At 67.2% G+C, this 23,526-nt stretch carries 19 protein-coding genes; 8 read left to right on the forward strand and 11 right to left on the reverse strand.

Going from position 1 to position 23,526, the window contains the following annotated elements; genetic code table 11:
* Window positions 1-21: 21 nt before the first annotated feature.
* From EV216_RS04625 to EV216_RS04635, 3 genes are read right to left on the reverse strand one after another with little or no spacing between them, the layout of a single operon-like run.
* Window positions 22-798 (reverse strand): gamma-glutamyl-gamma-aminobutyrate hydrolase family protein, encoded by a 777-nt coding sequence (locus tag EV216_RS04625; protein ID WP_132693897.1) that lies wholly within the window; start codon window positions 796-798, stop codon window positions 22-24.
* A gap of 25 nt (window positions 799-823) precedes the next feature.
* Window positions 824-1,000 carry a DUF2256 domain-containing protein gene (locus EV216_RS04630; protein WP_132693898.1) on the reverse strand — a complete coding sequence of 59 codons (177 nt, stop codon included), beginning with the start codon at window positions 998-1,000 and terminating at the stop codon, window positions 824-826.
* Window positions 1,001-1,008: 8 nt separating this feature from the next.
* Entirely contained in the window at window positions 1,009-2,535 is a 1,527-nt protein-coding gene (locus EV216_RS04635; RefSeq protein ID WP_132693899.1) for a cryptochrome/deoxyribodipyrimidine photo-lyase family protein, read from the reverse strand.
* Window positions 2,536-2,632: 97 nt separating this feature from the next.
* Here EV216_RS04635 and pepN point away from each other — a divergent pair, with 97 nt between their 5' ends.
* Window positions 2,633-5,191 (forward strand): aminopeptidase N, encoded by a 2,559-nt coding sequence (pepN, locus tag EV216_RS04640; protein ID WP_132693900.1) that lies wholly within the window; start codon window positions 2,633-2,635, stop codon window positions 5,189-5,191.
* A gap of 91 nt (window positions 5,192-5,282) precedes the next feature.
* Entirely contained in the window at window positions 5,283-6,158 is an 876-nt protein-coding gene (locus EV216_RS04645; protein WP_132693901.1) for a 1-acyl-sn-glycerol-3-phosphate acyltransferase, read from the forward strand.
* 127 nt (window positions 6,159-6,285) lie between these two features.
* Here EV216_RS04645 and EV216_RS04650 read toward each other — a convergent pair whose 3' ends face one another.
* Together EV216_RS04650 and EV216_RS04655 are read right to left on the reverse strand one after the other, a co-directional pair.
* A complete protein-coding gene (locus EV216_RS04650) occupies window positions 6,286-7,065 on the reverse strand; it encodes an SDR family oxidoreductase (RefSeq protein ID WP_132693902.1) in 780 nt (259 codons plus the stop codon).
* A 54-nt stretch (window positions 7,066-7,119) separates the two neighbouring features.
* The gene (locus EV216_RS04655) at window positions 7,120-7,746 is read right to left on the reverse strand and encodes a ParA family protein (protein WP_132693903.1); all 627 of its coding nucleotides are present in this window, start codon (window positions 7,744-7,746) and stop codon (window positions 7,120-7,122) included.
* 135 nt (window positions 7,747-7,881) lie between these two features.
* Here EV216_RS04655 and EV216_RS04660 point away from each other — a divergent pair, with 135 nt between their 5' ends.
* A complete protein-coding gene (locus EV216_RS04660; RefSeq protein WP_132693904.1) occupies window positions 7,882-8,712 on the forward strand; it encodes a universal stress protein in 831 nt (276 codons plus the stop codon).
* A 42-nt stretch (window positions 8,713-8,754) separates the two neighbouring features.
* The gene (locus EV216_RS04665) at window positions 8,755-10,362 is read left to right on the forward strand and encodes a peptide chain release factor 3 (RefSeq protein ID WP_132693905.1); all 1,608 of its coding nucleotides are present in this window, start codon (window positions 8,755-8,757) and stop codon (window positions 10,360-10,362) included.
* Between the two features lie 38 nt (window positions 10,363-10,400).
* Here EV216_RS04665 and EV216_RS04670 read toward each other — a convergent pair whose 3' ends face one another.
* On the reverse strand, window positions 10,401-11,711 hold the full coding sequence (locus tag EV216_RS04670; protein WP_132693906.1) for a tetratricopeptide repeat protein: 1,311 nt from the start codon (window positions 11,709-11,711) through the stop codon (window positions 10,401-10,403).
* Between the two features lie 192 nt (window positions 11,712-11,903).
* On the opposite strand from EV216_RS04670, the gene EV216_RS04675 reads away from it, so the two are divergent.
* The 4 genes from EV216_RS04675 to rpsI all read left to right on the forward strand — a co-directional run bounded on the left by EV216_RS04675 (window position 11,904) and on the right by rpsI (window position 15,372).
* Window positions 11,904-12,494, forward strand: coding sequence for an exopolysaccharide biosynthesis protein (locus EV216_RS04675; protein WP_132693907.1), 591 nt, complete (start codon window positions 11,904-11,906; stop codon window positions 12,492-12,494).
* A gap of 158 nt (window positions 12,495-12,652) precedes the next feature.
* Entirely contained in the window at window positions 12,653-14,098 is a 1,446-nt protein-coding gene (locus EV216_RS04680; protein WP_132693908.1) for a DEAD/DEAH box helicase, read from the forward strand.
* A gap of 321 nt (window positions 14,099-14,419) precedes the next feature.
* Window positions 14,420-14,884, forward strand: coding sequence for a 50S ribosomal protein L13 (gene rplM, locus EV216_RS04685; RefSeq protein WP_132693909.1), 465 nt, complete (start codon window positions 14,420-14,422; stop codon window positions 14,882-14,884).
* Entirely contained in the window at window positions 14,884-15,372 is a 489-nt protein-coding gene (rpsI, locus tag EV216_RS04690; protein WP_132693910.1) for a 30S ribosomal protein S9, read from the forward strand. Before rplM ends, rpsI begins: the two co-directional genes overlap by 1 nt.
* A 149-nt stretch (window positions 15,373-15,521) precedes the next feature.
* On the opposite strand, the gene EV216_RS04695 is transcribed toward rpsI, so the two are convergent.
* The 5 genes from EV216_RS04695 to EV216_RS04715 form a co-directional block, all read right to left on the reverse strand.
* Window positions 15,522-16,247, reverse strand: coding sequence for a hypothetical protein (locus tag EV216_RS04695; RefSeq protein ID WP_132693911.1), 726 nt, complete (start codon window positions 16,245-16,247; stop codon window positions 15,522-15,524).
* Between the two features lie 76 nt (window positions 16,248-16,323).
* Window positions 16,324-18,111: a hypothetical protein gene (locus EV216_RS04700; RefSeq protein ID WP_165899147.1), complete on the reverse strand. Its 1,788-nt coding sequence runs from the start codon at window positions 18,109-18,111 to the stop codon at window positions 16,324-16,326.
* A gap of 8 nt (window positions 18,112-18,119) precedes the next feature.
* Entirely contained in the window at window positions 18,120-18,767 is a 648-nt protein-coding gene (locus tag EV216_RS04705) for a hypothetical protein (protein ID WP_132693913.1), read from the reverse strand.
* 99 nt (window positions 18,768-18,866) lie between these two features.
* Window positions 18,867-22,169 carry a hypothetical protein gene (locus EV216_RS04710; protein ID WP_132693914.1) on the reverse strand — a complete coding sequence of 1,101 codons (3,303 nt, stop codon included), beginning with the start codon at window positions 22,167-22,169 and terminating at the stop codon, window positions 18,867-18,869.
* Complete coding sequence (locus EV216_RS04715) at window positions 22,166-23,524, reverse strand: ATP-binding protein (protein ID WP_132693915.1); 1,359 nt, start codon at window positions 23,522-23,524, stop codon at window positions 22,166-22,168. Before EV216_RS04715 ends, EV216_RS04710 begins: the two co-directional genes overlap by 4 nt.
* Window positions 23,525-23,526 lie beyond the last annotated feature (2 nt).

Raw genomic sequence — 23,526 nt, forward strand, 5'->3', positions numbered from 1 at the left:
AAAAATACCCGATGCACCGGCTCAGGCCAGGCGCCGCACCGAAGGGCAATGCCCTGCCGCCCAGGCCGCCACCGCCTGCCCGAACGCCTCGAACAGCGGGCGCGAAACCGGATCGCAGGCGGCCTTGTATTCGGGATGCCATTGCACCGCGAGGGCAAAGCCCGCCGCGCCCTCGACATGCAGCGCCTCGGGCGTGCCGTCGGGCGCCCAGCCCTCGATCACGATGCGCGCGCCGGGCGACTTGATCCCCTGCCCGTGCAGCGTGTTGGTCATCACCTCGGTCGCGCCCAGCAGCCGGTGAAAGATGCCGCCTTCGGTGAATGTCACCTTGTGGCGCAGGGCGAATTTCTCCTCCAGCGTGCCATCGGGCGGCATCCGGTGGTTCATCCGCCCCGGCAGATCGCGGATCTCGGGATGCAGAGAACCGCCCAGCGCCACGTTCACCTCCTGAAAGCCGCGGCAGATGCCGAAGAAGGGCTGCCCGCGCTCGACCAGCGCGCGGATCAGCGGCAGCGCGATCGCATCGCGCGCCCGGTCGAACGCGCCATGCGCCTCGGTCGCGGCCTCGCCATATTCCTCGGGATGCACGTTCGGCCGCCCGCCGGTGAACAAAAAGCCGTCGAAACTGTCCAGCAACTCGGGCACCGAGACGAAACGCGGATCGGCCGGGATCAGGAGCGGCAGCGCGCCCGCCACCTCGGCCACGGCCTCGGAATTCATCGTGCCGCCGGCATGGGCAGGATACTCATCGTTGATCAGATAGCTGTTGCCGATGATGCCGACCCGAGGGCGCGCCATGTTGTCCTCATGTACGGAAGCTACCTCACGATATAGGGCTTTTGGGGCGAGGTGAAGAGCCAGCGTCCCTGGCCCCCCTGGTCCTGCAGCGGTCCGAGCAATAGCGCACCTCCGCCCAGTCCTTCGCCCATTTGCGCCGCCAAGCGAAGGGCCGCCCGCAGGCGGCGCAGGTCTTGGTGGGCAGGTCGCCCTTGCGGCGCATCTTCCCGCTCACAGATCGAGGCTCAACTGCCGCGCGTCGCCCCGGAGCCGCGGGGCGCGGTCGTTGACGAAACGGCCCGCGCGATCCTTGCGCGAGGCGTGGCGTTCGACGATCAGCGCCGCCTCGTCGTGAAAGCCTACCCGCGCCCGCACCGCCCAGACCGCCATCCGCGCCGCCCGGCCCGCGGCGGTCACGTCCACGATCGGCGCCGGATAGCGGCGGCCCAGAAGCCGCCCCGCCCCCTCCCAGCGCCAGGGCTCCTGCAGGAACGCATCCGGCACCGCGGCAAGTTCCGGCAGCCATTCCCGGGTGAACACGCCTTCCGGATCCTGCTCTTGCCCCTGCTTCACAGGGTTGTAGATGCGGATCGTGTTGATCCCCGTGGTGCCCGCCTGCATCTGCATCTGCGGCCAGTGGATGCCGGGTTCGTAATCGGTGAACATCCGCGCCAGATGCGCCCCCGTCGCCCGCCAGTCCAGCCACAGGTGATGGGACGCGACAGAGACCAGCATCGCCCGCATCCGGAAGTTGAGCCATCCCGTCGCGATCAGCGACCGCATGCAGGCATCGACGAAAGGCAGCCCGGTTTCGCCCCGCGCCCACGCCGCCAGCCGCGCGGGGTCGGGATCGCGGGGGCGCAGCCCCTCGTAGGCCGGGTGCAGGCAAAGGCTTTCCAATCGGGGTTCGTCCTCGAGTTTCTGCATGAAATGATCCCGCCATGCCAGCCGCGACGCAAAGCTCCCGAGGCTGCCCGCCCAGCCGTCCCGGGTGCCCCGCGCCTCGGTCCGGCGCCGCGCCGCCGCCTGCTCGACCTCGCGCGCCGACAGCGTGCCCAGCGCCAGATGGGGCGACAGCCGCGAACAGGCGGTGGCACCCGACAGGGGCGAGGCCATGGCGCGGCGATAGTCCTGTCCGCGAACGTCCAGAAAGGTTTCCAGAAGGCCCAACCCCTCGGCCCGCCCGCCCTTTTGCCGCCCCGGGCAGGGATCGAAGCCGAGGCCCAAATCCCGCGCCTCGGGGATGGCGCCGGGCAGCATGCCGGGCAGACCGCGCAGCGCGGCCGGGGGCGGGACCGGCGGTGCGCGCATCCTGCGGTCCCGCGCCGCGGCCCAGCCGTCGCGCCCCTGCAACCGCCGCACCACGCCCGATTGCGGAACTTCCTCCCAGCGCAGGCCGCAGCCCCGTGCCCAGGCCGCCACGCGCCGGTCGCGGGCATAGGTCCAGCCGTTGCCGGTTTCCTCGTGGCTGACCAGCCGCGCCACGGGCAGGCTGCCGGCCAGCGCGTCGAACACCTGGACCGCGTCGCCCACCACCACCTGCAGGGACGCGCCAAGCCCCGACAGCGCCGCCGACAGGTCGCGGAGCGATTCCGCCGTGAAACGCCATTGCCGGGCCGAGACGTCGGGCTGGCGCCAATAGTCCGGCTCGACGATGTAAAGCGGCAGCACCGCGCCCTCGCCCGACGCGGCCAGCGCCAGGGCGGCGTGATCGGCAAGCCTGAGATCGCGCTTGAACCAGAGAATCGTCACGTCCATGGCGAGAACATAAATCGAACATTCGAGGCCGCAATGCGGGCATCTTGCACCCGCCGCGCCAAAGGATAGGTCTTGGGCAGCCCAAGTGGAGAGAGTGATGAAAGACGCAAGCCCCCAGGCGCTGTACCTCGCCGACTACACGCCCCCCGCCTATCTGGTCGACCGGGTGGAGCTGACCTTCCGCCTGCATCCGACCGCAACGCGGGTCGTCTCGCGCATCGCCTTCCGCCCGAACCCGGCCACGACCGACCGTCGGTTCTTCCTGCATGGCGAGGGGCTGACGCTGATCTCGGCGGCGATCGACGGCAGCCCCGTGACCCCGGACATCACCCAAGAGGGGCTGACCTGCGACGTGCCCGACGCTCCCTTCACCTGGGCGGCCGAGGTCGAGATCGCACCTCAGGAAAACACAGCCCTCGAAGGGCTCTACATGTCGAACGGCATGTATTGCACGCAATGCGAGGCCGAGGGCTTTCGCAAGATCACCTGGTATCCCGACCGCCCCGACGTGATGGCGCCGTTCCGCGTGCGGATCGAAAGCGACCTGCCCGTGCTGTTGTCGAACGGCAACCCGGTAGCGCAGGGGCCGGGCTGGGCCGAGTGGGACGATCCCTGGCCCAAGCCCGCCTATCTGTTCGCGCTGGTGGCGGGCGATCTGGTGGCGACATCGGACCGCTTCATCACCTGCGAGGGGCGCAATGTGGACCTGAACATCTGGGTCCGCCCCGCCGACCAGGGCAAGGCCGATTACGCGCTGGACGCGCTGATCCGCAGCATGCGCTGGGACGAAGAGGTCTATGGCCGCGCCTATGACCTCGACGTGTTCAACATCGTCGCGGTGGACGATTTCAACATGGGCGCGATGGAGAACAAGGGGCTGAACATCTTCAACTCGCGCTATGTTCTGGCCTCCCCCGAAACCGCCACCGACCGCGATTACGAGAACATCGAGCGGATCATCGCGCACGAGTATTTCCACAACTGGACCGGCAACCGCATCACCTGCCGCGACTGGTTCCAGCTCTGCCTGAAGGAAGGGCTGACGGTGTTCCGCGACCAGCAATTCGCGGGCGACGCGCGGTCCCACGCGGTCAAGCGGATCGAGGATGTCATCACGCTGCGCGCGCGCCAGTTCCGCGAGGATGGCGGGCCGCTGGCGCATCCCGTGAGGCCCGAAAGCTATAACGAGATCAACAACTTCTACACCGCGACCGTCTACGAGAAAGGGGCCGAGGTGATCGGCATGCTGCGCCGGCTGGTCGGCCCCGAGGGCTATGACACGGCGCTGGCGCTCTATTTCGACCGGCATGACGGGCAGGCCGCCACCATCGAGGACTGGCTGAAGGTGTTCGAGGACGCGACGGGGCGGGATCTGTCGCAGTTCAAGCGGTGGTATTCGCAGGCGGGCACGCCGCGGCTGACCGTGACGGACGACTTCAAGGACGGCACCTATACCCTTAACGTCGAACAGAAAACCCCGCCCACGCCCGGCCAGCCCGACAAGCACCCGCAGGTGATCCCGCTGGCGGTGGGCCTGCTGTCGCCCAATGGCGACGAGGTGGTGCCGACGACCGTGCTGGAGGTGACCGAAGCGCAGCAGTCCTTCACCTTCGAGGGGCTAGCCACGCGGCCGGTCCCCTCGCTGCTGCGCGGGTTATCGGCGCCGGTGATCCTCGACCGCGAGACTACGGCCGAAGAACGCGCCTTCCTGCTGGCGCACGACACCGACCCGTTCAACAAGTGGGAGGCGGGCCGGGCGCTGGCCCGCGATGTGCTGGTGGCGATGGTGACCGAGGGCGCCGCCCCCGCGCCCGCCTACCTTGACGCGCTGGCCGCCATGGCGCGGGACGAGGCGCTGGACCCTGCCTTCCGCGCACTGGCGCTCGGCCTGCCGGGCGAGGACCAGCTGGCCGAGGACCTGCACGGGCGCGGAATCACCCCCGACCCGCTGGCGATCCACGCCGCGCGCGAACGGCTGAGATCGGCGGTCGCGGCGCATCTGAAACCGCTCTGGGTTCCGCTCTACGACCAGATGACCTGCCCCGGCCCCTACAGCCCCGGCGCGGCCGATGCCGGGCGGCGGGCGCTGCGGCTGGCGGCGCTGGGCCACATGGCGCGGCTCGACGGCGGGGCGAAGGCGCGCGGCCACTTTGCGCAGGCCAACAACATGACCGACGAGATCGGCGCGCTGGCGATCCTGCTGGAGATCGGGACGGGCGAGGACGAACTGGCCCGCTTTGCCCGGCGCTGGACCCATGACCGGCTGGTGATGGACAAGTGGTTCGCGCTGCAGGCCTCGCTGGCCGCGCCCGACCGCGCCGTCGACCGCACGAAGATGCTGACGGAACATCCTGATTTCACGTGGAAGAATCCCAACCGCTTCCGCGCCGTGATCGGCGGGTTCACGATGAACGCGGCAGGCTTCCACGACCCATCGGGGGCGGGCTACGATCTGGTCGCGGACTGGCTGATCCGACTGGATGCGGTCAACCCGCAGACGGCGGCGCGCATGTCGACCGCCTTCGAGACCTGGACCCGCTACGACAAGGACCGGCAGGCGAGGATGCGCGCCGCGATGGAACGTATCGCCGGGCGCGAGGGGCTCAGCCGCGACATGGGCGAGATGCTGGGTCGACTGCTGGCCGCCGGGCCATAAGTCGCCGCACAAGGCCGAATCGTTTTGACCGCATGAGGGCGAATCGGCTCTGCTGTCACCGCGACGTCATGCGGGTATGGTGAGAAGCATCATGCAGGACCGAATCGACCCTCTCATCGAGGAACGGGCGCCGTGGCTCTTTGCCAGCCACCCGTGGAGCGCGCCCGCGCGCCGGATTCTCAACAACGTTCTGGGCTATGCGCGCACGGTGGCGCTGGGCGAGGTTCTGCAACACCACCCAGCCCCGGTCATCATGGACGAGATGGCCCGGCTTCTGGCGCGTGACCTGCGCGCCAGCGGTCTCGACAACATCCCCGCCTCGGGTCCGGCGCTGATCGTGGCGAACCACCCCACCGGCATCGCCGACGGCATCATGCTCTGGAGCCTGTTGCGCGAACGGCGGCCCGACCTGTTCTTCTACGCCAATCGCGACATCCTGCGCGTGCTTCCGCAGATGGGAGACATCATCGCCCCGGTCGAATGGCGCGAGGAAAAGCGCAGCCACGCCAAGATGCGCGAGACCATGGCCTATACGCGCGAGGCGATCGAAAAGGGCCGGATCGGCGTGATCTTCCCCTCGGGGCGGCTCGCGAAGCGGCGCGGGCTTTCGCTGCATGAACGGCCCTGGATGGCGTCGGCGGCGACGATCGCGCGAAAGTTCGACCTGCCGGTGATTCCGATCAACATCCGGTCGCGCAACTCGGCGGTGTTCTACCTGTTCGACCTGATCCACCCGACGCTTCGGGACATCACGCTGTTCCACGAGACGCTGAACAAAGACCGCCAGCCCTACCGGGTGACGGTCGGCGCGCCAATCTCGCCGGGCGCGCTGCCGATGCGGTCCGAGGACGGGATCGAGTTTTTGCGCGCCGCGACACTGGCGCTTGGCGGCCGCCACGCACCTCGGGTCAGCCTGTTGCAAGTCACCCGTCGTCCCCGTTGGGCGAAGTCTACGGCACTGGTCTGAACCGCTCCGCTCACACCAGGCCCGACAGGGGAGGCGCCAGGGCGTTGCAGCGCCTGCAGGGTTCCGACGCCATGCAGGCGGTACGGGTGTCGCCCTGGCGATGCAAGCTCCGCGCACAAGGCAAAGGCTACAGCGTCGCGTTCACCGCACCGCCATCGAGCAGGATGTTCTGCCCGACGATGAACCCCGCATACTGCGAGCAGAGGAAGGCGCAGGCCGCGCCGAACTCGGCCGGGGTGCCGTAGCGCCGGGCGGGGATCGTTGCGGCACGCCGGGCGCGGGCCTCGTCAAGCGTGATCGCCTCGGCCTCGGCCACCGCACGGTCCAGCGCATTGGCCCGGTCGGTGGCGTGAATGCCGGGCAGCAGGTTGTTGATCGTGATGCCATGGGGCGCAACCTGCCGGGCCGTGCCCGCGACATAGCCCGTCAGCCCGGCCCGCGCGGCATTCGACAGCCCCAGCACCGGGATCGGCGCCTTGACCGACTGACTGGTGATGTTGACGACCCGGCCCCAGCCGCGGGCGATCATGCCGGGCAATAGCGCCTTCATCAGCGCGATGGGCGTCAGCATGTTGGCGTCGAGCGCGGCGATGAAATCCGCCCGCTCCCAGTCGGTCCACATCCCCGGCGGCGGGCCACCGGCATTTGTTACGAGGATGTCGACCTCGCCCGCAGCCGCCAGCACCCGCGTGCGGCCCTCCTCGGTGGTGATGTCGGCAGCAACCGCGGTCACCGTCACGCCATGTGCGGCGCGGATCGCCGCCGCGGCCCGCTCCAGTGCCTGCGCGCCGCGGGCGTTCAGCACAAGGTCTGCCCCCGCAGCAGCCAGCGCCTCGGCGCAGCCCCGGCCAAGCCCCTTCGATGCGGCACAGACCAGAGCCCGCTTGCCCTCAATCCCGAGATCCATGAACACCCCTCCTTTCCCGCCCGTTCGGCAGAAACGACCCACCCGCGCGACCTATCAGGACGTCAGCGCCCCAAGCAACGGGGTCCATTGCGCGCGCATCGGCGCATAGACCTTCCGGTTGCTGTCGAACACCGTCAGCCCCGTCTCGGCCAGATCGCAATAGGCCACCCGCTCGTGGATCGTCGCCACGGGCACCTGTCCGATCTTCTCGGCAAAGGCGGCAATGCGCTTGGCATCACGCCCCCGCGGACGGACACGGTTGGCCACCAGTTCCACCCCCGCCTTGCCCTTGCGGATGCGCTTGATCCCCGCGATCTCGCGCAGAAAGCGCCGCGTCGCATCGGCATCGAAGAACGAGGGCAGGACAGGCACCACCACCGCCCGCGCCTCGGCCACCAGGGCCGCAGCGTCGTCCTCGTAGATCGAGCCGGGTGCATCCACGATCACCCAGTCCGCACCCTTGGTGCCGCTGCCCAGCGCCCCCGCCGCCGTCCAGTCAAGTGCCCTGATCGGCGCGGCATCCGCGGGGCGGCGACGAAGCCAGCGCCAGGCCGATTTCTGCGGATCGGCATCGGCCAGCGCCACCCGCCATCCGCCATCCGCCAGCGCCGCGGCCAGCGTCACCGCGATCGTGGTCTTGCCGCAGCCGCCCTTGCGGTTGGCGATCAGAACCGTCTTCATGGCGTGCCCCTCCACCCCGCGCGCAGCCGCCAGCATAACGCCTGCGCTCCGCTCCGCAATCGCGCGCCGCCGGTGCGCTTGACAGGTCCGCCCGCGCCGCCCGATCCTTTGACGGCACTCAGACGGAGACCACCGATGCCAAAAACCTTTCTCGTCGCCACCGATCTCAGTCCGCGCGCCGACCGCGCGGTGCAGCGGGCATTCCGGCTGGCGGGCTGGGTCGGGGCCGATCTGGTGCTGGTCTCGGTGATCGACGCCGACCTACCCGCCGAGATCGCGGGCCAGATGAACGCCGCGGCCGAACTGCGGCTGGCCCAGTTCGCCGCCTCGATCCCCTACTCGGGCGAGGTCAGCCACGACACCAGGATCGTCCTGGGCGATCCGTCCGAAGCGATCCCGACGCTGGCGGCGGAACTGGACGCGGCTCTGGTGATCCTCGGGCTGCACAGGCCCCGCGCCTTTCTGGACATCCTGCGCGAAACGACGATGGAGCGGATCGTGCGTCACTCGCCACGCCCCGTGTTGCTGGTCCGCGATCCGGTCGATCACGCCTATGCGACCGTGCTGGCCGCGCTCGACTTCGCGCCTGCCGCGACCGCGGCGCTGGGACTCGCCGCACAGCTTGCGCCAGAGGCCGACATCCATGGGCTGCATGCGCTGCATGTTCCCTATCGCGGCTTTCTCGCGCCCGAGCCCGCGCCCGGCACGCCCTCGCCCCTGCGTGCCGATGCCCTGACGCGGCTGGCCGCGTGGCGCGATAGCCACGTCCTGCCCGCCCACCTGCGCGAGGTCGAGATCGTCGAGGGACCGGCGCATCGGGTGCTGGCAGAGCGGATCGAGGCGCTGCAGCCCGATCTGATCGCAATGGGTGCTCATGGAAGGGCGGGTGCCGCGCCCTCGATCCTGGGCAGCCTTGCGAACGACACGATGCGCGACCCGCCCTGCGACCTGCTGATCGCGCGTTAGGGACGATTGCGCCCCCCTGCCCCCGCCGTTATATCCGCGCCCATGCTGGACGCCCCCAAGAACCGCCCCACCCTGCCCCCGGAAATCGCCCGGCGGCGTACCTTTGCCATCATCAGCCACCCCGATGCGGGCAAGACCACGCTGACCGAGAAGTTCCTGCTTTTCGGCGGCGCGATCCAGATGGCCGGACAGGTGCGCGCCAAGGGCGAGGCGCGTCGCACGCGGTCGGACTTCATGCAGATGGAAAAGGACCGGGGCATCTCGGTCTCGGCCTCGGCGATGTCCTTCGATTACGGGAAGTACCGCTTCAATCTGGTCGACACGCCCGGCCACAGCGACTTTTCCGAAGATACCTACCGCACGCTGACGGCGGTGGATGCCGCGATCATGGTGATCGACGGCGCGAAGGGCGTGGAAAGCCAGACCCAGAAGCTGTTCGAGGTGTGCCGCCTGCGCGATCTGCCAATCCTGACCTTCTGCAACAAGATGGACCGCGAGGCGCGCGACACGTTCGAGATCATCGACGAGATCCAGGAAATGCTGGCGATCCATGTGACGCCCGCAAGCTGGCCGATCGGGATGGGCCGCGATTTCCTGGGCTGCTACGACATGATCAACGAGCGGCTGGAACTTATGGACCGGGCCGACCGCAACCGCGTGGCGGAATCGATCCGGATCGAGGGGCTGGACGACCCGAAACTGGCCGAGCATGTCCCGGACGACCTGCGCGAGAAGCTGATCGAGGAGGTGGCGATGGCGCGCGAGCTTCTGCCCCCCCTCGATCCGCAACAGGTTCTCGAAGGGCACATGACGCCGATCTGGTTCGGCTCGGCGATCAATTCCTTCGGGGTCAAGGAGTTGATGGAGGGCATCGGCGCCTATGCGCCCGAACCCCAGGTCCAGCCCGCCGAACCCCGCCAGATCGCCCCCGAGGAATCCCGCGTCGCGGGTTTCGTGTTCAAGGTGCAGGCCAACATGGACCCCAAGCACCGCGACCGGGTGGCCTTCGTGCGGCTGGCCTCTGGGCATTTCCAGCGCGGGATGAAGCTGACCCATGTGCGGTCGGGCAAGCCGATCACGGTCTCAAGCCCGGTGCTGTTCCTGGCCGCCGACCGGGAACTGGCGGAAGAGGCCTGGGCGGGCGACATCATCGGCATCCCGAACCACGGGCAATTGCGCATCGGCGACACGCTGACCGAAGGCGAGGTGCTGCGCGTGACGGGCATTCCCAGCTTCGCGCCGGAACTGCTCAAGGTCTGCCGGGCGGGCGACCCGATGAAGGCCAAGCATCTGGACAAGGCGCTGATGCAATTCGCCGAGGAGGGCGCCGCCAAGGTGTTCAAGCCGATGATGGGTTCCGGCTTCATCGTGGGCGTGGTGGGCGCGCTGCAATTCGAGGTTCTGGCGAGCCGGATCGAGCTGGAATACGGTCTGCCCGTGCGGTTCGAGCCATCGCAATTTACCTCGGCGCGCTGGGTCCATGGCGACAAGGCCGCGGTCGAGGCGTTCACCCAGAAGAACAAGCAGCATATGGCCACGGACAACGATGGTGACGTGGTCTACATGACGCGGCTGCAATGGGATATCGACCGGGTGGCCCGCGACCACCCGGAATTGAGCCTGAGCGCGACCAAGGAAATGCAGGTCTGAACTCGGGCGCGGGGACCGCTCACGCGGCCCCTGCCGCCTCAGCGGGTCAGCAGCGCGGCGATGACGCGCGGGTTCATCACGCTGTCGGCGCAGCCCGACGTGTCGGGCAGCATGTGACAGGCTTGGAACATGGCCCGCAGCGTCTCGCGCGTGGCGACGCCGTCGAGCGGACCTGCATAAAGCCCCTCGTCGCGCATGCGCTTCTGCAGCAGGTAGATCGCGAAATTCGGGTTGGCGGCGTTGAGCTGCCCCGCGAACCATGTCGAACGCAGCGGCCCGACCATGCCCAGCGCCTCGGCCAGCGGTGCGAAATCCTGCGGCGTGCGCGCCTCGGCCACCCGCAGGCTCAGGCCCAACTGGGCCGCCTCGGTGGGGGTCAACAGTTCGCCGTAGCGGTCCAGCGCCTCGCGGGCCCCGGCCTGGTCGCGGCGCACGTTCATCCCGTTGCCGTCGCGCTTCAGCGCGACCAGCGCCTTAAGCGCCTCGGCATTGCCCCGCTCGACTGCCTCATCAAGCATCGCGAGCGCCGCGGGACCGTTCGCCCGCATGCTGATGCCCCACATCTGCCGCTCGGCCTCGAGCACGGCGACACGGTCCTGACCGACAGCCCGGGCGCGCTCGGCGAAGGCCGGGAACTTGGAGCGCGAGTCTGCGCCCAGGTAGCCATACATCGCTCCCTCCGCCAGCTTGGTCCAAGCCCCCGCCTGCCCCATCTCGGCCGCCCGCCGGAGATAGGCCTCGGCCCGGGAAGGACCCCGCCGAGTCCACATCAGCCATTCGCCATAGCTTTCCAACCCTGCGCCATTGCCGGCCTCGGCCGCCGCCTCGAACTGCACAAGGGCCGCTTCGGGGTCGGTGTCCAGGCCGATCCCGTAAAGCAGAAAACCACCCAGCGCGATCCGCGCATCGACATCGCCCGCCGCAATGGCGCGGTCCAGCCAGGCCCGGCCCGCCATGGCATCGCGCTCAAGTGTCCAGCCGCCGACGAGGTTATCGCCCAGCACCCGCATCGCATCGACATCGCCCGCCTCGGCGGCCGTAGTCAGCAGCGCCCTGGCCCGCGCCGGATCGGCAGGAACCACGATCCCGTCAAGCAACATCTTGCCCAGGCTCGCGCGGGCCGCCACATCGCCGCCCGCCGCCGCCTCCTCGAGCAGGCGCAGGCCCTCCGCAACGTCCTGCCTCAATCCGTCGGTTCCGGTGACAAGCGCCTCGCCGATGACCCGCGCCCCGGCCGCGTCACCCGGAACCGCGGCAACGTCGCCTTGCGCCAGCGCCCCCGGCCCCAAGGCAAAGCCCGCAAGCAGGCTGCCAGCCAGCGCCATCCCCCTGACCGACCGATACGCCATGATACTCCTCCCGGATTGGTGCCTCTTCGATTTCCAATGCCGGTGCGTTCAAACCCTTGTCAACACGCGAAGGTTACAGCGATACCGCACGATCCTTGATTTTGCGCCAAACCGGCGCGACATCGGAAATGGGGTGCCACCGGCCGCCCCGGCAACTGATACCGCAGTTCCCCGGCAGGGCGGCCGAACGCAATGCGTGCTGACGACGACTGGATCATCTCGTCCCTGCTGGAAGACCTCGGCGCGCTGGCGCTTGCCCGCGACCGGGTCAGCGTCCACGATCTGGTCGAGACCATCGGGCCACGCGGCTTCGGTCCGCTGCTTGTCCTGCTGGCGGGGATGCTGATCCTGCCGACGGGAATGATCCCCGGCGTGCCGAACGTGGTGGCACTGTTCCTGATCCTGATCGGCGGGCGCATGATGACCGGCGCCCAGGAGATCTGGGTGCCGGACCGGTTGGGAAGGGTCAGCTTTTCGGGGCACATGCTGGCCGTCTCGGTCGCCCGGGCCCAGCGCTGGGCGCTGTGGCTGCGCCCGCATCTGATGCCTCGCCTCGTCTTCCTGGTCGAAGGCGCGGTGGCGCGCCGTGCGATCGCGCTGATCCTGCTGCTGACCGGGGCGGTCATGACACTGGTCGGCCTGATCCCGGGCTTTCCCTTCGTGCTGTCGTTGCATGTGGTCGTTCTGGGGTTGGCGTTGTCGTCGCGCGACGGGCTGGCCGCGCTGGTCGGCTACACGCTGATACTGGCCGAAATTCTGTTCATCACGGCCTTCTTCCTCTGACGCGGTCAAGCGCCGTTCGGTCGCCGGGGGAGCGAACCTTGACGAAACCGTCCCCATGCCCTAATGACCCTGACACGAGAACGAGACCGGCAATCCGGCCGGTCGGGCCGCGCGGAACGGAGCGGCCATCGAAAGCCGCAACCACGCCAAGGACCCACATGACCACTTTCGCCGATCTGGGGCTTGACCCCAAGGTGCTTTCCGCAATCTCCGACGCCGGCTACACCGAGCCAACGCCGATCCAGGCAGGCGCAATACCTCCCGCTCTCCAGGGCCGCGACGTGCTGGGCATCGCCCAGACCGGCACCGGCAAGACCGCCAGTTTCGTGCTGCCGATGATCACGCTGCTGGGCCGTGGCCGAGCGCGGGCGCGCATGCCGCGCAGCCTGGTGCTGGCGCCGACCCGGGAACTGGCCGCGCAGGTGGCCGAGAATTTCGACACCTACGCCAAGAAGACGAAGCTGACCAAGGCTCTGCTGATCGGCGGTGTCAGCTTCAAGGAGCAGGACGCGCTGATCGACAAGGGCGTGGACGTGCTCATCGCGACGCCCGGCCGCCTGATCGATCATTTCGAGCGGGGCAAGCTTCTGCTGACCGGCGTCCAGATCATGGTGGTGGACGAGGCCGACCGGATGCTCGACATGGGCTTCATCCCCGATATCGAGCGCATCTTCCAACTGACGCCCTTTACCCGCCAGACGCTGTTCTTCTCGGCCACCATGGCGCCCGAGATCGAGCGGGTGACCAACACCTTCCTCTCGGCGCCCGAAAAGGTCGAGGTCGCGCGCCGCGCCACCACCGCGGAAAGCATCGAGCAAGGCGTCGTCCGCTACATCGCCACACGCAAGGACATGCAGGCAAAGGAAAAACGCGCCCTTCTGCGCGCGCTGATCGACCGCGAGGGCGAAGCCTGCACCAACGCGATCATCTTCTGCAACCGCAAGACCGAGGTCGATATCGTCGCCAAGTCGCTGACCAAATACGGCTATGACGCGGCGCCGATCCATGGGGATCTGGACCAGTCCCAGCGCACCCGCACGCTGGATGCGTTCCGTGCCGGAACACTTCGGCTGCTGGTCGCATCGGACGTTGCCGCGCGCGGCCTCGACGTTCCCGCCGTGTCCCACGTCTTCAACTACGACGTGCCCTCGCACGCCGAGGATTACGTCCACCGCATCGGTCGCACCGGCCGTGCCGGTCGGCTGGGCAAGGCGCTGACGATCTGCGTGCCGCATGACGAGAAATACCTCGCCGCGATCGAGGCGTTGGTCCAGAAGGAAATCCCCCGCGTCGAAAGTCCGCTCAAGGGCGGTGATGCAGTTGGTGACCGGCGCGAAAGGGAGGCCTCTCCCCCGACCGCCACCCCGCGGGAAAAGCAGCGCGATGTCCCTCGGCGCACGGCCGAACCCGGTCCCGCCGAGCCGAGACCCGACCGGCCGGACAGAACAGACCGCGCCGGACGCAGCGAGCGGACCGACCGAGACCGCCGCGCCCCCAAGCCCGGCCGGGACGGCCCGGTGATCGGCATGGGCGACCACATGCCCGCCTTCCTCACCCGCTCCTTCAAACCGAGTTCCGAGCCCGCCGACGAGTCGGCCGACTAGAATCCAACGTCGGCCGGATCCTGCGGCGGGACTCACATGACCCTCGCGGCGTTCTGTCTTCTTGTGGCTGGAAGTATCCTGGGGGTCCGGAGGCAATACCCCCCGGCCTCTTTCAGGGCGACCGGACCCGCAGCACCCAGTGGAAATGCCGACGCATTTTTTGGGGTAATGTGATACCTATTTTTCAATTAATTGATAACATTGATTTTTTCGAAGGTCGCCTCCCTTGACTGCACGGCCGAAATGCTTAGAACTCCGCTATCCCGACCGGGGCCGGGCCCTGCCCCGCCCCCTGGACCTCCCAGCAATAGGGCAAGAGAAATGAAGACCTTCACCGCTACCCCGGCGGATATCGAGAAGAAATGGATCGTGATCGACGCCGAGGGCGTCGTTCTCGGCCGTCTCGCCTCGATCATCGCCATGCGCTTGCGCGGCAAGCACAAGCCGACCTTCACCCCGCACATGGACATGGGCGACAACGTGATCGTCATCAACGCCGACAAGGTGCAGATGACCGGCAACAAGCGCGCGGACAAACGCTATTACTGGCATACCGGCCACCCCGGCGGGATCAAGCACCGCACCGCGGCGCAGATCCTCGAGGGCGCCCATCCCGAGCGCGTGGTGACCGCGGCGGTCAAGCGCATGCTGCCTGGCAACCGTCTGTCCCGCCAGCAGATGACCAACCTGCGCGTCTATGCCGGGGCCGAGCATCCGCATGTCGCGCAGAATCCCGAAGTGCTGGACGTCAAGTCCATGAACAAGAAAAACACCCGGAGCGCGTGATGGCCGAAGATCTCAAATCCCTCGACCAGTTGAAATCCGTTTCGGGCGACGCGACCGTGATGGCCGATGCCGAGGCACCTGCCGCTCCGGTCCGCGACGAGCTGGGACGGTCCTATGCCACGGGCAAGCGCAAGGATGCGGTCGCCCGCGTCTGGATCCGCCCGGGTTCGGGCAAGGTGTCGGTGAATGGCAAGGACATGAGCGCCTATTTCGCCCGCCCGGTGCTGCAGATGATCCTGCGCCAGCCGTTTCAGGTAGCCGGTGTGGTCGACCAGTTCGATGTGATGGCCACCGTAAAGGGCGGCGGGCTGTCGGGCCAGGCCGGTGCCGTCAAGCACGGCATCTCGAAGGCGCTTCAGCTTTACGATCCCACCCTGCGCACGCCGCTCAAGGCCGCGGGTTTCCTGACCCGCGACAGCCGTGTCGTGGAACGCAAGAAGTTTGGCCGCCGCAAGGCCCGCCGCAGCTTCCAGTTCTCGAAACGCTAGCACCAAAAGCGTCGCCTGGGTCAAGCAGGAATCGAGAAAGCGCAGATTCCACTGCGCTTTCTCCTTTTCCGGGGCCGGTTGCGTCTCGAATGCGATAGTGGCACACATCATGATGTGGCGCAGGACAAGGCGTGGCGCCTTGCTGACCGTCATGGAAGGTGGGATCCCACTCGAGCTCCGGGTTCACGACCAGAAAACGACATCTGCGGCGATACGGTGGTGGAGGCGAATAATTCGTCGCGTCTGTCATGGCTGGCGCACGCTGACTCTCGCACAGTTGCGCATGCCCGATCGCAACCTACTGAGCGACGCGACGCTTCGTCGATCACGCCGTCAGTCTCCGCCGACTTCGAGCCGCTCAAGAAGGGCACGCAGGGCGCGCTCCGCGGCCTCAAGTTCACCCAGAACCTCCTCGGGGTCGGGCTCGTCGGGACACAACGTTGCGAGCGCCCGCAGATCGCCGGTGACAACATCGCCAGGGTCTCGAGCAGAAAGGCGACAAGCGGCGGCCCGCTGCGGGTGACCGAGTCCCCGGTGTCGGTGGCGTGGTTATGGCTGAAATAGACCATGCCCTCGTCGCGGATACCGACCACCTTGCCGAAGACCAAGGCCGCATTGACCGCGTTCAGCATCGCCTGCGTCATCTCATAGGCCGCTTCGCTTTCGGCCCGAGCGGGAAACACCACTACCATCTGCCAGAGTTCGAGATCGCCATCGACCGAATCGAGCCGGTTGATGCGCAGCACCGGATCGCTGCCGACATCGCTGTCCGGAAACGGCACGGCGATGTGCAGTGCCTCGTCCGGTTCGTCGACCAGAACGGGTCGAAGCCCTACCCCGTTCAGCGCGGCCACGAAATCCCCGATGTCTGCCATCGTTCCCCGTTCCTGCGCCGTCATCGCGCCTTGAGACTGGCAACGATCAGCTTGAGGATCGCCTGCCGCTTGTTGGTCACTCCCGCGTCGTTCCAGACCTGCTGCACGTCGCGCTGAATTCCCAGCGCCTTGAAGAACCATTTCTGTTCGGCATCCGGCGCGCGAAGGATCTCCAGCGCCGCGTGGCGATAGCGGAACGCCTTGTTCGCGGTGCTCTTGTCCTTGTTGAAGGTGCCGCCCATGCGCTTTCCGGTCGCAATCCGGCCCTTCGTCTTTTCCAGGGTTCGGCTGACGAACTCTTCGCCATCAAGCGCGGCAGCCGCGGATTTCTGAGATTGGTGAGCTTGCCCGCCGCCTTGTCGCGGCGATGCTGCTTGAACTTGCGTGTGCCGATCTGCAACAGCTTGGCAATGCTGGACGCCATGCCCAGCCCCGCGCCCATGCCGCTGACGGTCAGCGCGCCCGCGGTCATCGAGGTGGCGGCATGGATCATTTCGATAATCGCGCGCTGGATCTGCTTAGCGAACTTCTCCTTGGTGACGGTGAACGCCTCGAGCAGCGCCTCGCTGCCCGAAACAACCAGTTCGGCCGCCTTCTGCCTGGCTTTCCTGGCCGCTACCGCGACCCGGCCGAGCTTGATCGCCTGCTGCAGAAAGTCGAGAACGCCCTTGATGAGGCCGATGACCGGGATAACGGGCACGCCATTCACCACGCCGCGTGCCATCTCGGTCGCGGCGCCCACCGACTCGGTGGCCACCTGCCCGCCCCCCGCGATCTGGTGGTAGATCTTGATCACGCTGGACACCGTGTCGGCCACCTTGTTGGTGGCGCCAGCGAGGTCATGCACCGTGTCGAACCCGGCCTGGGCGTTCTCGCTGGCGGTGCGGGAATTGCCCTCGACCTTCTTCCAGCGCTTGACCCCGTCGCGGACCATGTCGACCAACGCTGTGACCGAGTCGACTGCCGAAACGAGGATGCCGACACTGTCGCCGACCAGCTTGAAATCGGTGCCGACATCGATACAGCGCTCTGCGTCGCGACCGAAGAAGGCCGATGCGGGAACATTCCCGCTTTCGCCCCCGCGCAGGGCGGTCATGGCGCCGCCCTCTGCCTTGCCCAGCGTGGCCACGAAACCTGGTACGCCAAGTGTCGCAAGACGCATCCGGGCACCGGCGCGCTGCCGCTTGGCCTTCTTGTCGGTCCGGCCCCTGAGCGACTCGAGCAGCGCGATCTCCCTGGCGATCTTCGCGCCCAGATCGCCAGCCATCCACAGCCCCGCGGCGCTGTCCGCCCCGCCGCTCAGCCGGTCCATCGCCGCGGCGTCGTCTGTGTGCAGCCCGCTCATCATGGCGGCCGCGTTGCGCTGGTCGTCGCGTGTGGCTGTCTCGGATTTCCAGTAATCCTCAAGCCCCTCGTTGCCCTTGCCGCCGGTGCCCTGCATGCCCAGCGCATTCAGCGCCTCGCCAGCAAGGCCAATTCCCTCCCCATAGGCCTCGGGCATGCCGAAGTTCGGTCCTTCTGGATCCCTCGGCTCGGTCACGTCGAGGAAAACGTCAATATCCGTATCGGCGGTGTCGAGATAGTCCCTGGCCCTGGCACGAAACCTGTCGCTCTGGCGGCGGCCATAACTGCTTTCGTGGTCAAGACTCTTGCGCGCGGTCACGAGCGAGGTTTCGAAACGCGGAAGATATTTCCCCAACGCCCTGGCGGCGCTGCGATGATTGGCAGTCCAGACGCGAACGCCCAGATGCCGCTCGGCCAGCGCGATCATGACGCTGCAGGCGTCCCACAGGGCATCGACGGGATGATGATCCGGGTCGATGTCACGCACCATCTCGCGCAGGCGGCCGAGACCGTCCACCATCTGTTCCCTCACATCGAGGGGCGCTCGACCGCGAGGATCCGCTGCACCCGCCCCCGGACCCGCGTATAGACATCGTAAGTGAAGGTGGTGCGGGAGCCCCGGCTCTTGCCCTTGGATAGCGTGCGGTCGAGCTTCTCGATCTTCTTTCCGAGTTGGTCCTTCAGTTCCTCCACGGCCTTCGCGCGGCTGCTGTCGATCACCGCCGCCCCGTCCCTGGCCTTGTAGCCCTTGTCCCTGATCCAGTCTTCGATCGCGGTGCGCAGCGCCTCCGCGGCGGTCTTCTGGGTCTGCACATCCTTGTCAATGGTGCCATGATACTCCATCAGCGCCACATCTATCCGCAGCAGCGCATCCGACCGCTTGCGCCCTGCACGACTGCTGAGAGAATGCCACATCTCGGGCGTCATCACCGCCTGCCGCTGGAAGGGCGCACCCCCTTGCGCATCTGCCGCCCTTTGCAGACGGGCCTGGACGGCAACGGCCGCGCTCTGCTGCGCATCCTGTGCCAGAATGGCGAGACCCCGCGGCACGTTGCTCGCAGCGGAGGTTCTGTAGAAATCCGCAAGGCGCGGATCGAGCGCAGCCCGGAACGGGTCAACGCGCGCCGCGTTCCGTCCGGCGGTAGGCCGCGCGACAGACGGCAAGGCCCGGGTCATCTGTTCTCCTTCCTATCGGACCATTATCCCGACCTTCCGGTTGCCGCGGACACCCGTCCGGTCGCAGGCCGCCAGATGTCCGATCTCCCCGTCCCCGCGTCATGGCCTGGGCCCGTTCCGGGCACGTTGGATGACGTCGAAGACCAGGATCGCGCCCAGCAGGAACACCAGCATTCCCAGAAAGACCGGCGGCCAGACCGCCTTGTGGTCGCAAATGCTCAAGAGGACCAGCAGCGCCAGCAAGCCCGCCGTGCCGATCCCGACGACATGCCAGCGAAACGCGATCCGCTCGAAAAGACCGCTGTAATACGAGCGCCAGGTCAACAGCACGACCAGGGAGAAGACCGCCATCGCGACAAGCGTCAGATAGGCGCGGTTCGGACAGGCCCAGGTGCAGACCGCCTGCGCACGATTCTCGAAGACCCCCAGGCTCGATGGCAGGACACCCACGACCCATTGCTCGGAGATGAAGCGAAAGAGTTCGGCGGTCTCGGGAGCGTCCGGATGAGGCACCGGCCAGAAGCCGATCCCTGCGAAATTGTCCTCGAAATAGACCACGTCGTCGCGAAACTGTCCGAATTTCCCGGTCGCCGGGTCCGCCGCCTCGCCGTCGCGCAGACGCGGGAAGACGTTCTCGTGCCCGGCCGGCGGCAGCACGGGAATGATGCTGCGCAGTACCTCGAACCGCTCCGTGCCGCGGAACGCGCCATGATCCATCCGCGCCCGCAGGAGTTTCTTGGCATCGGATGTCGGCCGTTCAAGAAAGATCAGCACCTTGTCCACCGTCTTTTCGCCGTCGTCGCCCTCGATCAGGAGTTCCCTGAGATCGTCCATCAAGGGTTGGGCCCTGCATTGGGTACAAGACGTGTCCAGAAGGGCGAGGTCGAAGGCGATGTTGACGGTTTGACCGCGTGCTTCCAGCAAGTCCTGCACCCGCGAGACCAACCGGATCAGGTTGCCCACATTCGGGTCGGTCGCCGGATTGCCGCGGTAATCCTCGAAGACCAGGATCACCCCGTCGGGTTGCACATCGTCGAAAAGCGTGGGCAGCGCGTCCCCTATCGCCTCCCAGGACGCATTCTCGAAACGGGAAAAGCCCCGCGCGGCAAAGACGATCTGGTTGGTGGCATAGGCAATCTCTGCCTCGCTCCAGTCCGTCCAGTCTCGCAGATCGAAGGCCAGATGCGCCCTGGCCCGATGGCGGTGCGCCGAGGTCACGAAATCCCGCTTCGCGCTTGTCCAGAAGCCGAGGTTGCGCAGAAGGAGGTTGCGTTCGTCGGCAGGCTGACCGGGGAACTCGAACGCGAATTCGAGCCCGTAGAAGGCTATGTCGCTGAAGATCCCGAAATCGACCGGCACCGGTCGGGAGGCGTTCTCGGCCTCCCCTCCGTCCGCCGCTGCGTTCTGATCGCCTCCGGCGGCATCGGGCGCGACCGGGGCAAGCCAGAACGGGTAGAAGCCGAAGACGTGCTGGAAATCTCCGTATTCCCGTTTGGCGACGCAGCCGCAATCCCCGGCGATCGGCGCCGTAACGCGTGGCTTGTCGAGATCGGTCACCTGACGGAAGGCGAGTGCCGTTATCCGGCTGGTCAGTTCCGGTGAGAGCGGGCGGTCGTCCACCCTCTGGCCCGGCTGCCCTGGCACATTACGCAGCGCCGCTTCGAACAGGCGCCTCGTCGGGTATTCCACGCCGACCAGAGGCCGCATACGCTCTGCCAGGTTCGCCGCGCTGGGATCCTCAGCGTCGCTCGCGAACGGTCCGAGCGTTCGGAGCGCCTCCTCGAGTTCAGGCGTTAGCGTCCATGAATCGCGAATGGCCTCGGCGACCAGCGGCAGGCGGTTCTCCACCACCTTGCGTACCTCCGGCTCCACCAGCGGATTCAGCAGTGCCCGGACCCTGCCCCTTATCAATTCCTTGTTGGTCGCCTGCGCGATCAGTTCCTCGTTCAGCTTCTGCACGAAAGCCTCATTGGTGATCGTGTCGAAGACCGCACCAACGGTCGCGTCGGTCACCCCAATCAGCGGCGGCAGATCCAGCGGGTCGAACTGTTCCTCATCGACTCGCGGTTGGTCGAAGACGCCTTCGACCGGCTCGGCGGCCTCCGCGGCTGTGTCGGCGGCCAGCGCCACTTCCTGCTGAAGCACAGTTCGGATCGGATCGGCAAGCGCCGTCTCCAGCCCGGCAAGAAGATCCTCCCGCCGCTTGGCCTGGATCCCCAGCAGGGGCACGACCAGCGGCTCGAGTTCAGCGCGTTCGGGATCGAGCTTGAACTGCGCCACTGCATCCGCGTCCAGCGCAAAGCGGCGGCCAAGCCGGTTGGTCCCGAAGACGACCGCGCGCGCCTGTCCAAGTGTACAATCGTCGATCACCCCTTCCAGCGGCACGCGCAGCGCCCTCCACAGGTCTTCGACGCTTGCAAAGCTCTGCTCACGGAACGGATCGAGGATCTTGTCGTCTGTCCTGCCCGTGAGCACGTCGAGTTGCACCTGGCCGAAGCTGAAATAAGTCAGGGTCCGATCGGTATCCTCGACCAAGCAGTCGGCGAGTGGGGGGCTGGCCGGAATCTGGGGTATGACCAGGGGTGTCACGCCTGCGGGTTCCGGGCGCTGCGCGCGATAGACGTCGATGAGGTGGAGAACCGAATCGCGGGTTCCGATCAGACCCAGCAGACGCTGACGCGGCGCCTCGGCAAGCCAGGTGGCAAAGCGGGGATCCGCCAGGTCGGCCAGCGCACCCGGCCTGAGAGCCTCGATCTCGCCCAGCGATTCGAGTCCGGCGGCGAACGCGGACAGGTCGCCGAGGACCGGCAGCGCGAGACACAGAGCCGACAGCGGCGCCGCACCGTTGGAACGCTGCAGCAACCCGGCTGCCGTGGCGGCTGCCGTACCCAGTTCGACCCTGTCGGCAGACCCGCAATCGGGCGCGACGCCCACCGGCCCCAGCGCCGCCACGCTCATCGGAGGCGTCGCGGCCAGACGCAGGGCGAGCGGCGCCGCCGTCTCGCCCTCGCGCGACACCAGCGTCGCGGCGAAATCCGGCGAGAGGAGGAGCGCAGGCCAGTCCTCCGAAAGCTCGGACAGACGGGCGTATTCGAGGGTCAGTTCCAACGTGCCGATGACATCGGGCACCGACCCCGCCCGTGGTACCATCTGGCAAAGCCGCTGTAATGCATTGCGGGTGTAGCTTCCGATCCTGTCATCCTGCAGTAGTTCATTCCGGTCCTGCAGGGCAGCGCCCACCCCCTTCTGAATCGAACGCACATCATATCCGCGGGGTTCGGCCGACAATTGCAGAAGGTCGGAACAGGCCGCCGCAGCCCGGCCCGCCGACAGCAGCGACAGCATCACGGCCAGGGCAAGGGCACAAAGGGTCGGCAGGAACCGGAGACTGGACTTTGTCATGAGGTCCGTCCTTCCTTGCGCATCTCGCTGGCAATCGCCTGACGCAGGTCGTCGACGCCGATCGAAGCCGCGCCACGCCGCATCGCCGTGATCGCCGCATGGCGCGCGACATTGATGATCGCGCCGCCCACCAGATCGTGACTGCGGGCCAGTTCGGTCATGTCGACATCCTCCGCCAGCGGCACCTGCGCCATAAGCCCGCGCCAGATCCGCTCACGCTGGGCTGCATCCGGCCGGGTGAAGCCGATGGCCATCTGGAACCTGCGGAAGAAGGCGTCATCGATATTGCTACGCAGGTTCGTGGCCAGGATCACCAGGCTGCGACATTCCTCGATCCGCTGCAGCAGATAGGACACCTCCTGATTGGCATAGCGGTCATGGGCGTTCGTCGTCGCGGTGCGCGCCCCGAACAGAGCGTCCGCCTCGTCGAAGAACAGGATCCATTCCCGCTCGGCGGCCATGTCGAAGACCAGCCCGAGATTCTTTTCGGTCTCGCCGATATATTTCGACACAATCATCGACAGGTCGATGCGGTAGACATCAAGCCCCGTGCGCTTTCCCAGAAGCGAGGCGGTGAGCGTCTTGCCGGTGCCGGGCGGGCCGTAGAACAGCGCCTTGAACCCATGGCCGAGATGGCGCGCGAGACCCCAATCGCCGAGGATGCGCTCGCGATTCTCTAGCCAGGCCACGATGTGTCCCAGGCTGTTCTGGATGTCGGGTGGCAGCACGAGATCATTCCATCCCAGACCCGTCGTCAGCCTCTGCGCTGGAAAGTTCGGCGCGAAATCCGGTTTCGGCGCGCCTCCCTCGCACAGCGCCACGACCCGATGCACCGGAATCGTCAGAACCGCGCCATAGGTCGGCCCGGCGGTGCCGACGGCGCCCAGCATGACCCCCGCCCGGCGGCGTAGGGGATGATCGGGATCGAAGACCGCCATGGCCGTGATCCGCGCCGTGGTTTCGGCCCCGGCCAGGAGGAACAGCGCGGTCTCGGCGGTGGGCTGGAATGCGCCTGTTTCGACATGGATCCCTCCGAACTGCGAGAAGATCCGGTCGATCGCCTTGTTTCGCACGAAGAACGGGTCGAGGATCGCCGAATTCACATGAGCCGCGACGGCCAGCGCCAGCACCAGCCGGGCCTCGGTCGTGAGTGACCCCGCTTCGATCAGGGCGCCGAGCGCCGAGCCAGTGATTGGCGCCGGTGCGGGCGGCAAGCGCAGAGGCGTCCCCTGCCCTGCGAAGAAGTGCTTGAGCCGCGCCTCGATGACCTCGCCGAGCCAGGCGAGTTCCGCCGCGATCGCGCGAGCGTGGGGCGAGGTCTGCGGCTCGGCGAGGTCGAGTTGCGGAACGGCCATGA

The organism is Rhodovulum steppense (assembly GCF_004339675.1).
In the GTDB taxonomy this organism is placed as follows: Bacteria; Pseudomonadota; Alphaproteobacteria; order Rhodobacterales; family Rhodobacteraceae; genus Rhodovulum; species Rhodovulum steppense.

What these genes read in the sequence shown, in the direction of transcription:
- EV216_RS04665 (WP_132693905.1), top strand. Translation starts at nt 8,755, where the DNA reads ATGCTGGACGCCCCCAAGAACCGCCCCACCCTGCCCCCGGAAATCGCC.
- EV216_RS04660 (WP_132693904.1), top strand. Translation starts at nt 7,882, where the DNA reads ATGCCAAAAACCTTTCTCGTCGCCACCGATCTCAGTCCGCGCGCCGAC.
- EV216_RS04715 (WP_132693915.1), bottom strand. Translation starts at nt 23,524, where the DNA reads ATGGCCGTTCCGCAACTCGACCTCGCCGAGCCGCAGACCTCGCCCCAC.
- EV216_RS04650 (WP_132693902.1), bottom strand. Translation starts at nt 7,065, where the DNA reads ATGGATCTCGGGATTGAGGGCAAGCGGGCTCTGGTCTGTGCCGCATCG.
- EV216_RS04695 (WP_132693911.1), bottom strand. Translation starts at nt 16,247, where the DNA reads ATGGCAGACATCGGGGATTTCGTGGCCGCGCTGAACGGGGTAGGGCTT.
- rplM (WP_132693909.1), top strand. Translation starts at nt 14,420, where the DNA reads ATGAAGACCTTCACCGCTACCCCGGCGGATATCGAGAAGAAATGGATC.
- EV216_RS04700 (WP_165899147.1), bottom strand. Translation starts at nt 18,111, where the DNA reads ATGGTGGACGGTCTCGGCCGCCTGCGCGAGATGGTGCGTGACATCGAC.
- EV216_RS04645 (WP_132693901.1), top strand. Translation starts at nt 5,283, where the DNA reads ATGCAGGACCGAATCGACCCTCTCATCGAGGAACGGGCGCCGTGGCTC.
- EV216_RS04670 (WP_132693906.1), bottom strand. Translation starts at nt 11,711, where the DNA reads ATGGCGTATCGGTCGGTCAGGGGGATGGCGCTGGCTGGCAGCCTGCTT.
- EV216_RS04655 (WP_132693903.1), bottom strand. Translation starts at nt 7,746, where the DNA reads ATGAAGACGGTTCTGATCGCCAACCGCAAGGGCGGCTGCGGCAAGACC.
- EV216_RS04635 (WP_132693899.1), bottom strand. Translation starts at nt 2,535, where the DNA reads ATGGACGTGACGATTCTCTGGTTCAAGCGCGATCTCAGGCTTGCCGAT.
- EV216_RS04705 (WP_132693913.1), bottom strand. Translation starts at nt 18,767, where the DNA reads ATGACCCGGGCCTTGCCGTCTGTCGCGCGGCCTACCGCCGGACGGAAC.
- EV216_RS04675 (WP_132693907.1), top strand. Translation starts at nt 11,904, where the DNA reads ATGCGTGCTGACGACGACTGGATCATCTCGTCCCTGCTGGAAGACCTC.
- EV216_RS04710 (WP_132693914.1), bottom strand. Translation starts at nt 22,169, where the DNA reads ATGACAAAGTCCAGTCTCCGGTTCCTGCCGACCCTTTGTGCCCTTGCC.
- EV216_RS04680 (WP_132693908.1), top strand. Translation starts at nt 12,653, where the DNA reads ATGACCACTTTCGCCGATCTGGGGCTTGACCCCAAGGTGCTTTCCGCA.
- EV216_RS04625 (WP_132693897.1), bottom strand. Translation starts at nt 798, where the DNA reads ATGGCGCGCCCTCGGGTCGGCATCATCGGCAACAGCTATCTGATCAAC.
- rpsI (WP_132693910.1), top strand. Translation starts at nt 14,884, where the DNA reads ATGGCCGAAGATCTCAAATCCCTCGACCAGTTGAAATCCGTTTCGGGC.
- pepN (WP_132693900.1), top strand. Translation starts at nt 2,633, where the DNA reads ATGAAAGACGCAAGCCCCCAGGCGCTGTACCTCGCCGACTACACGCCC.
- EV216_RS04630 (WP_132693898.1), bottom strand. Translation starts at nt 1,000, where the DNA reads ATGCGCCGCAAGGGCGACCTGCCCACCAAGACCTGCGCCGCCTGCGGG.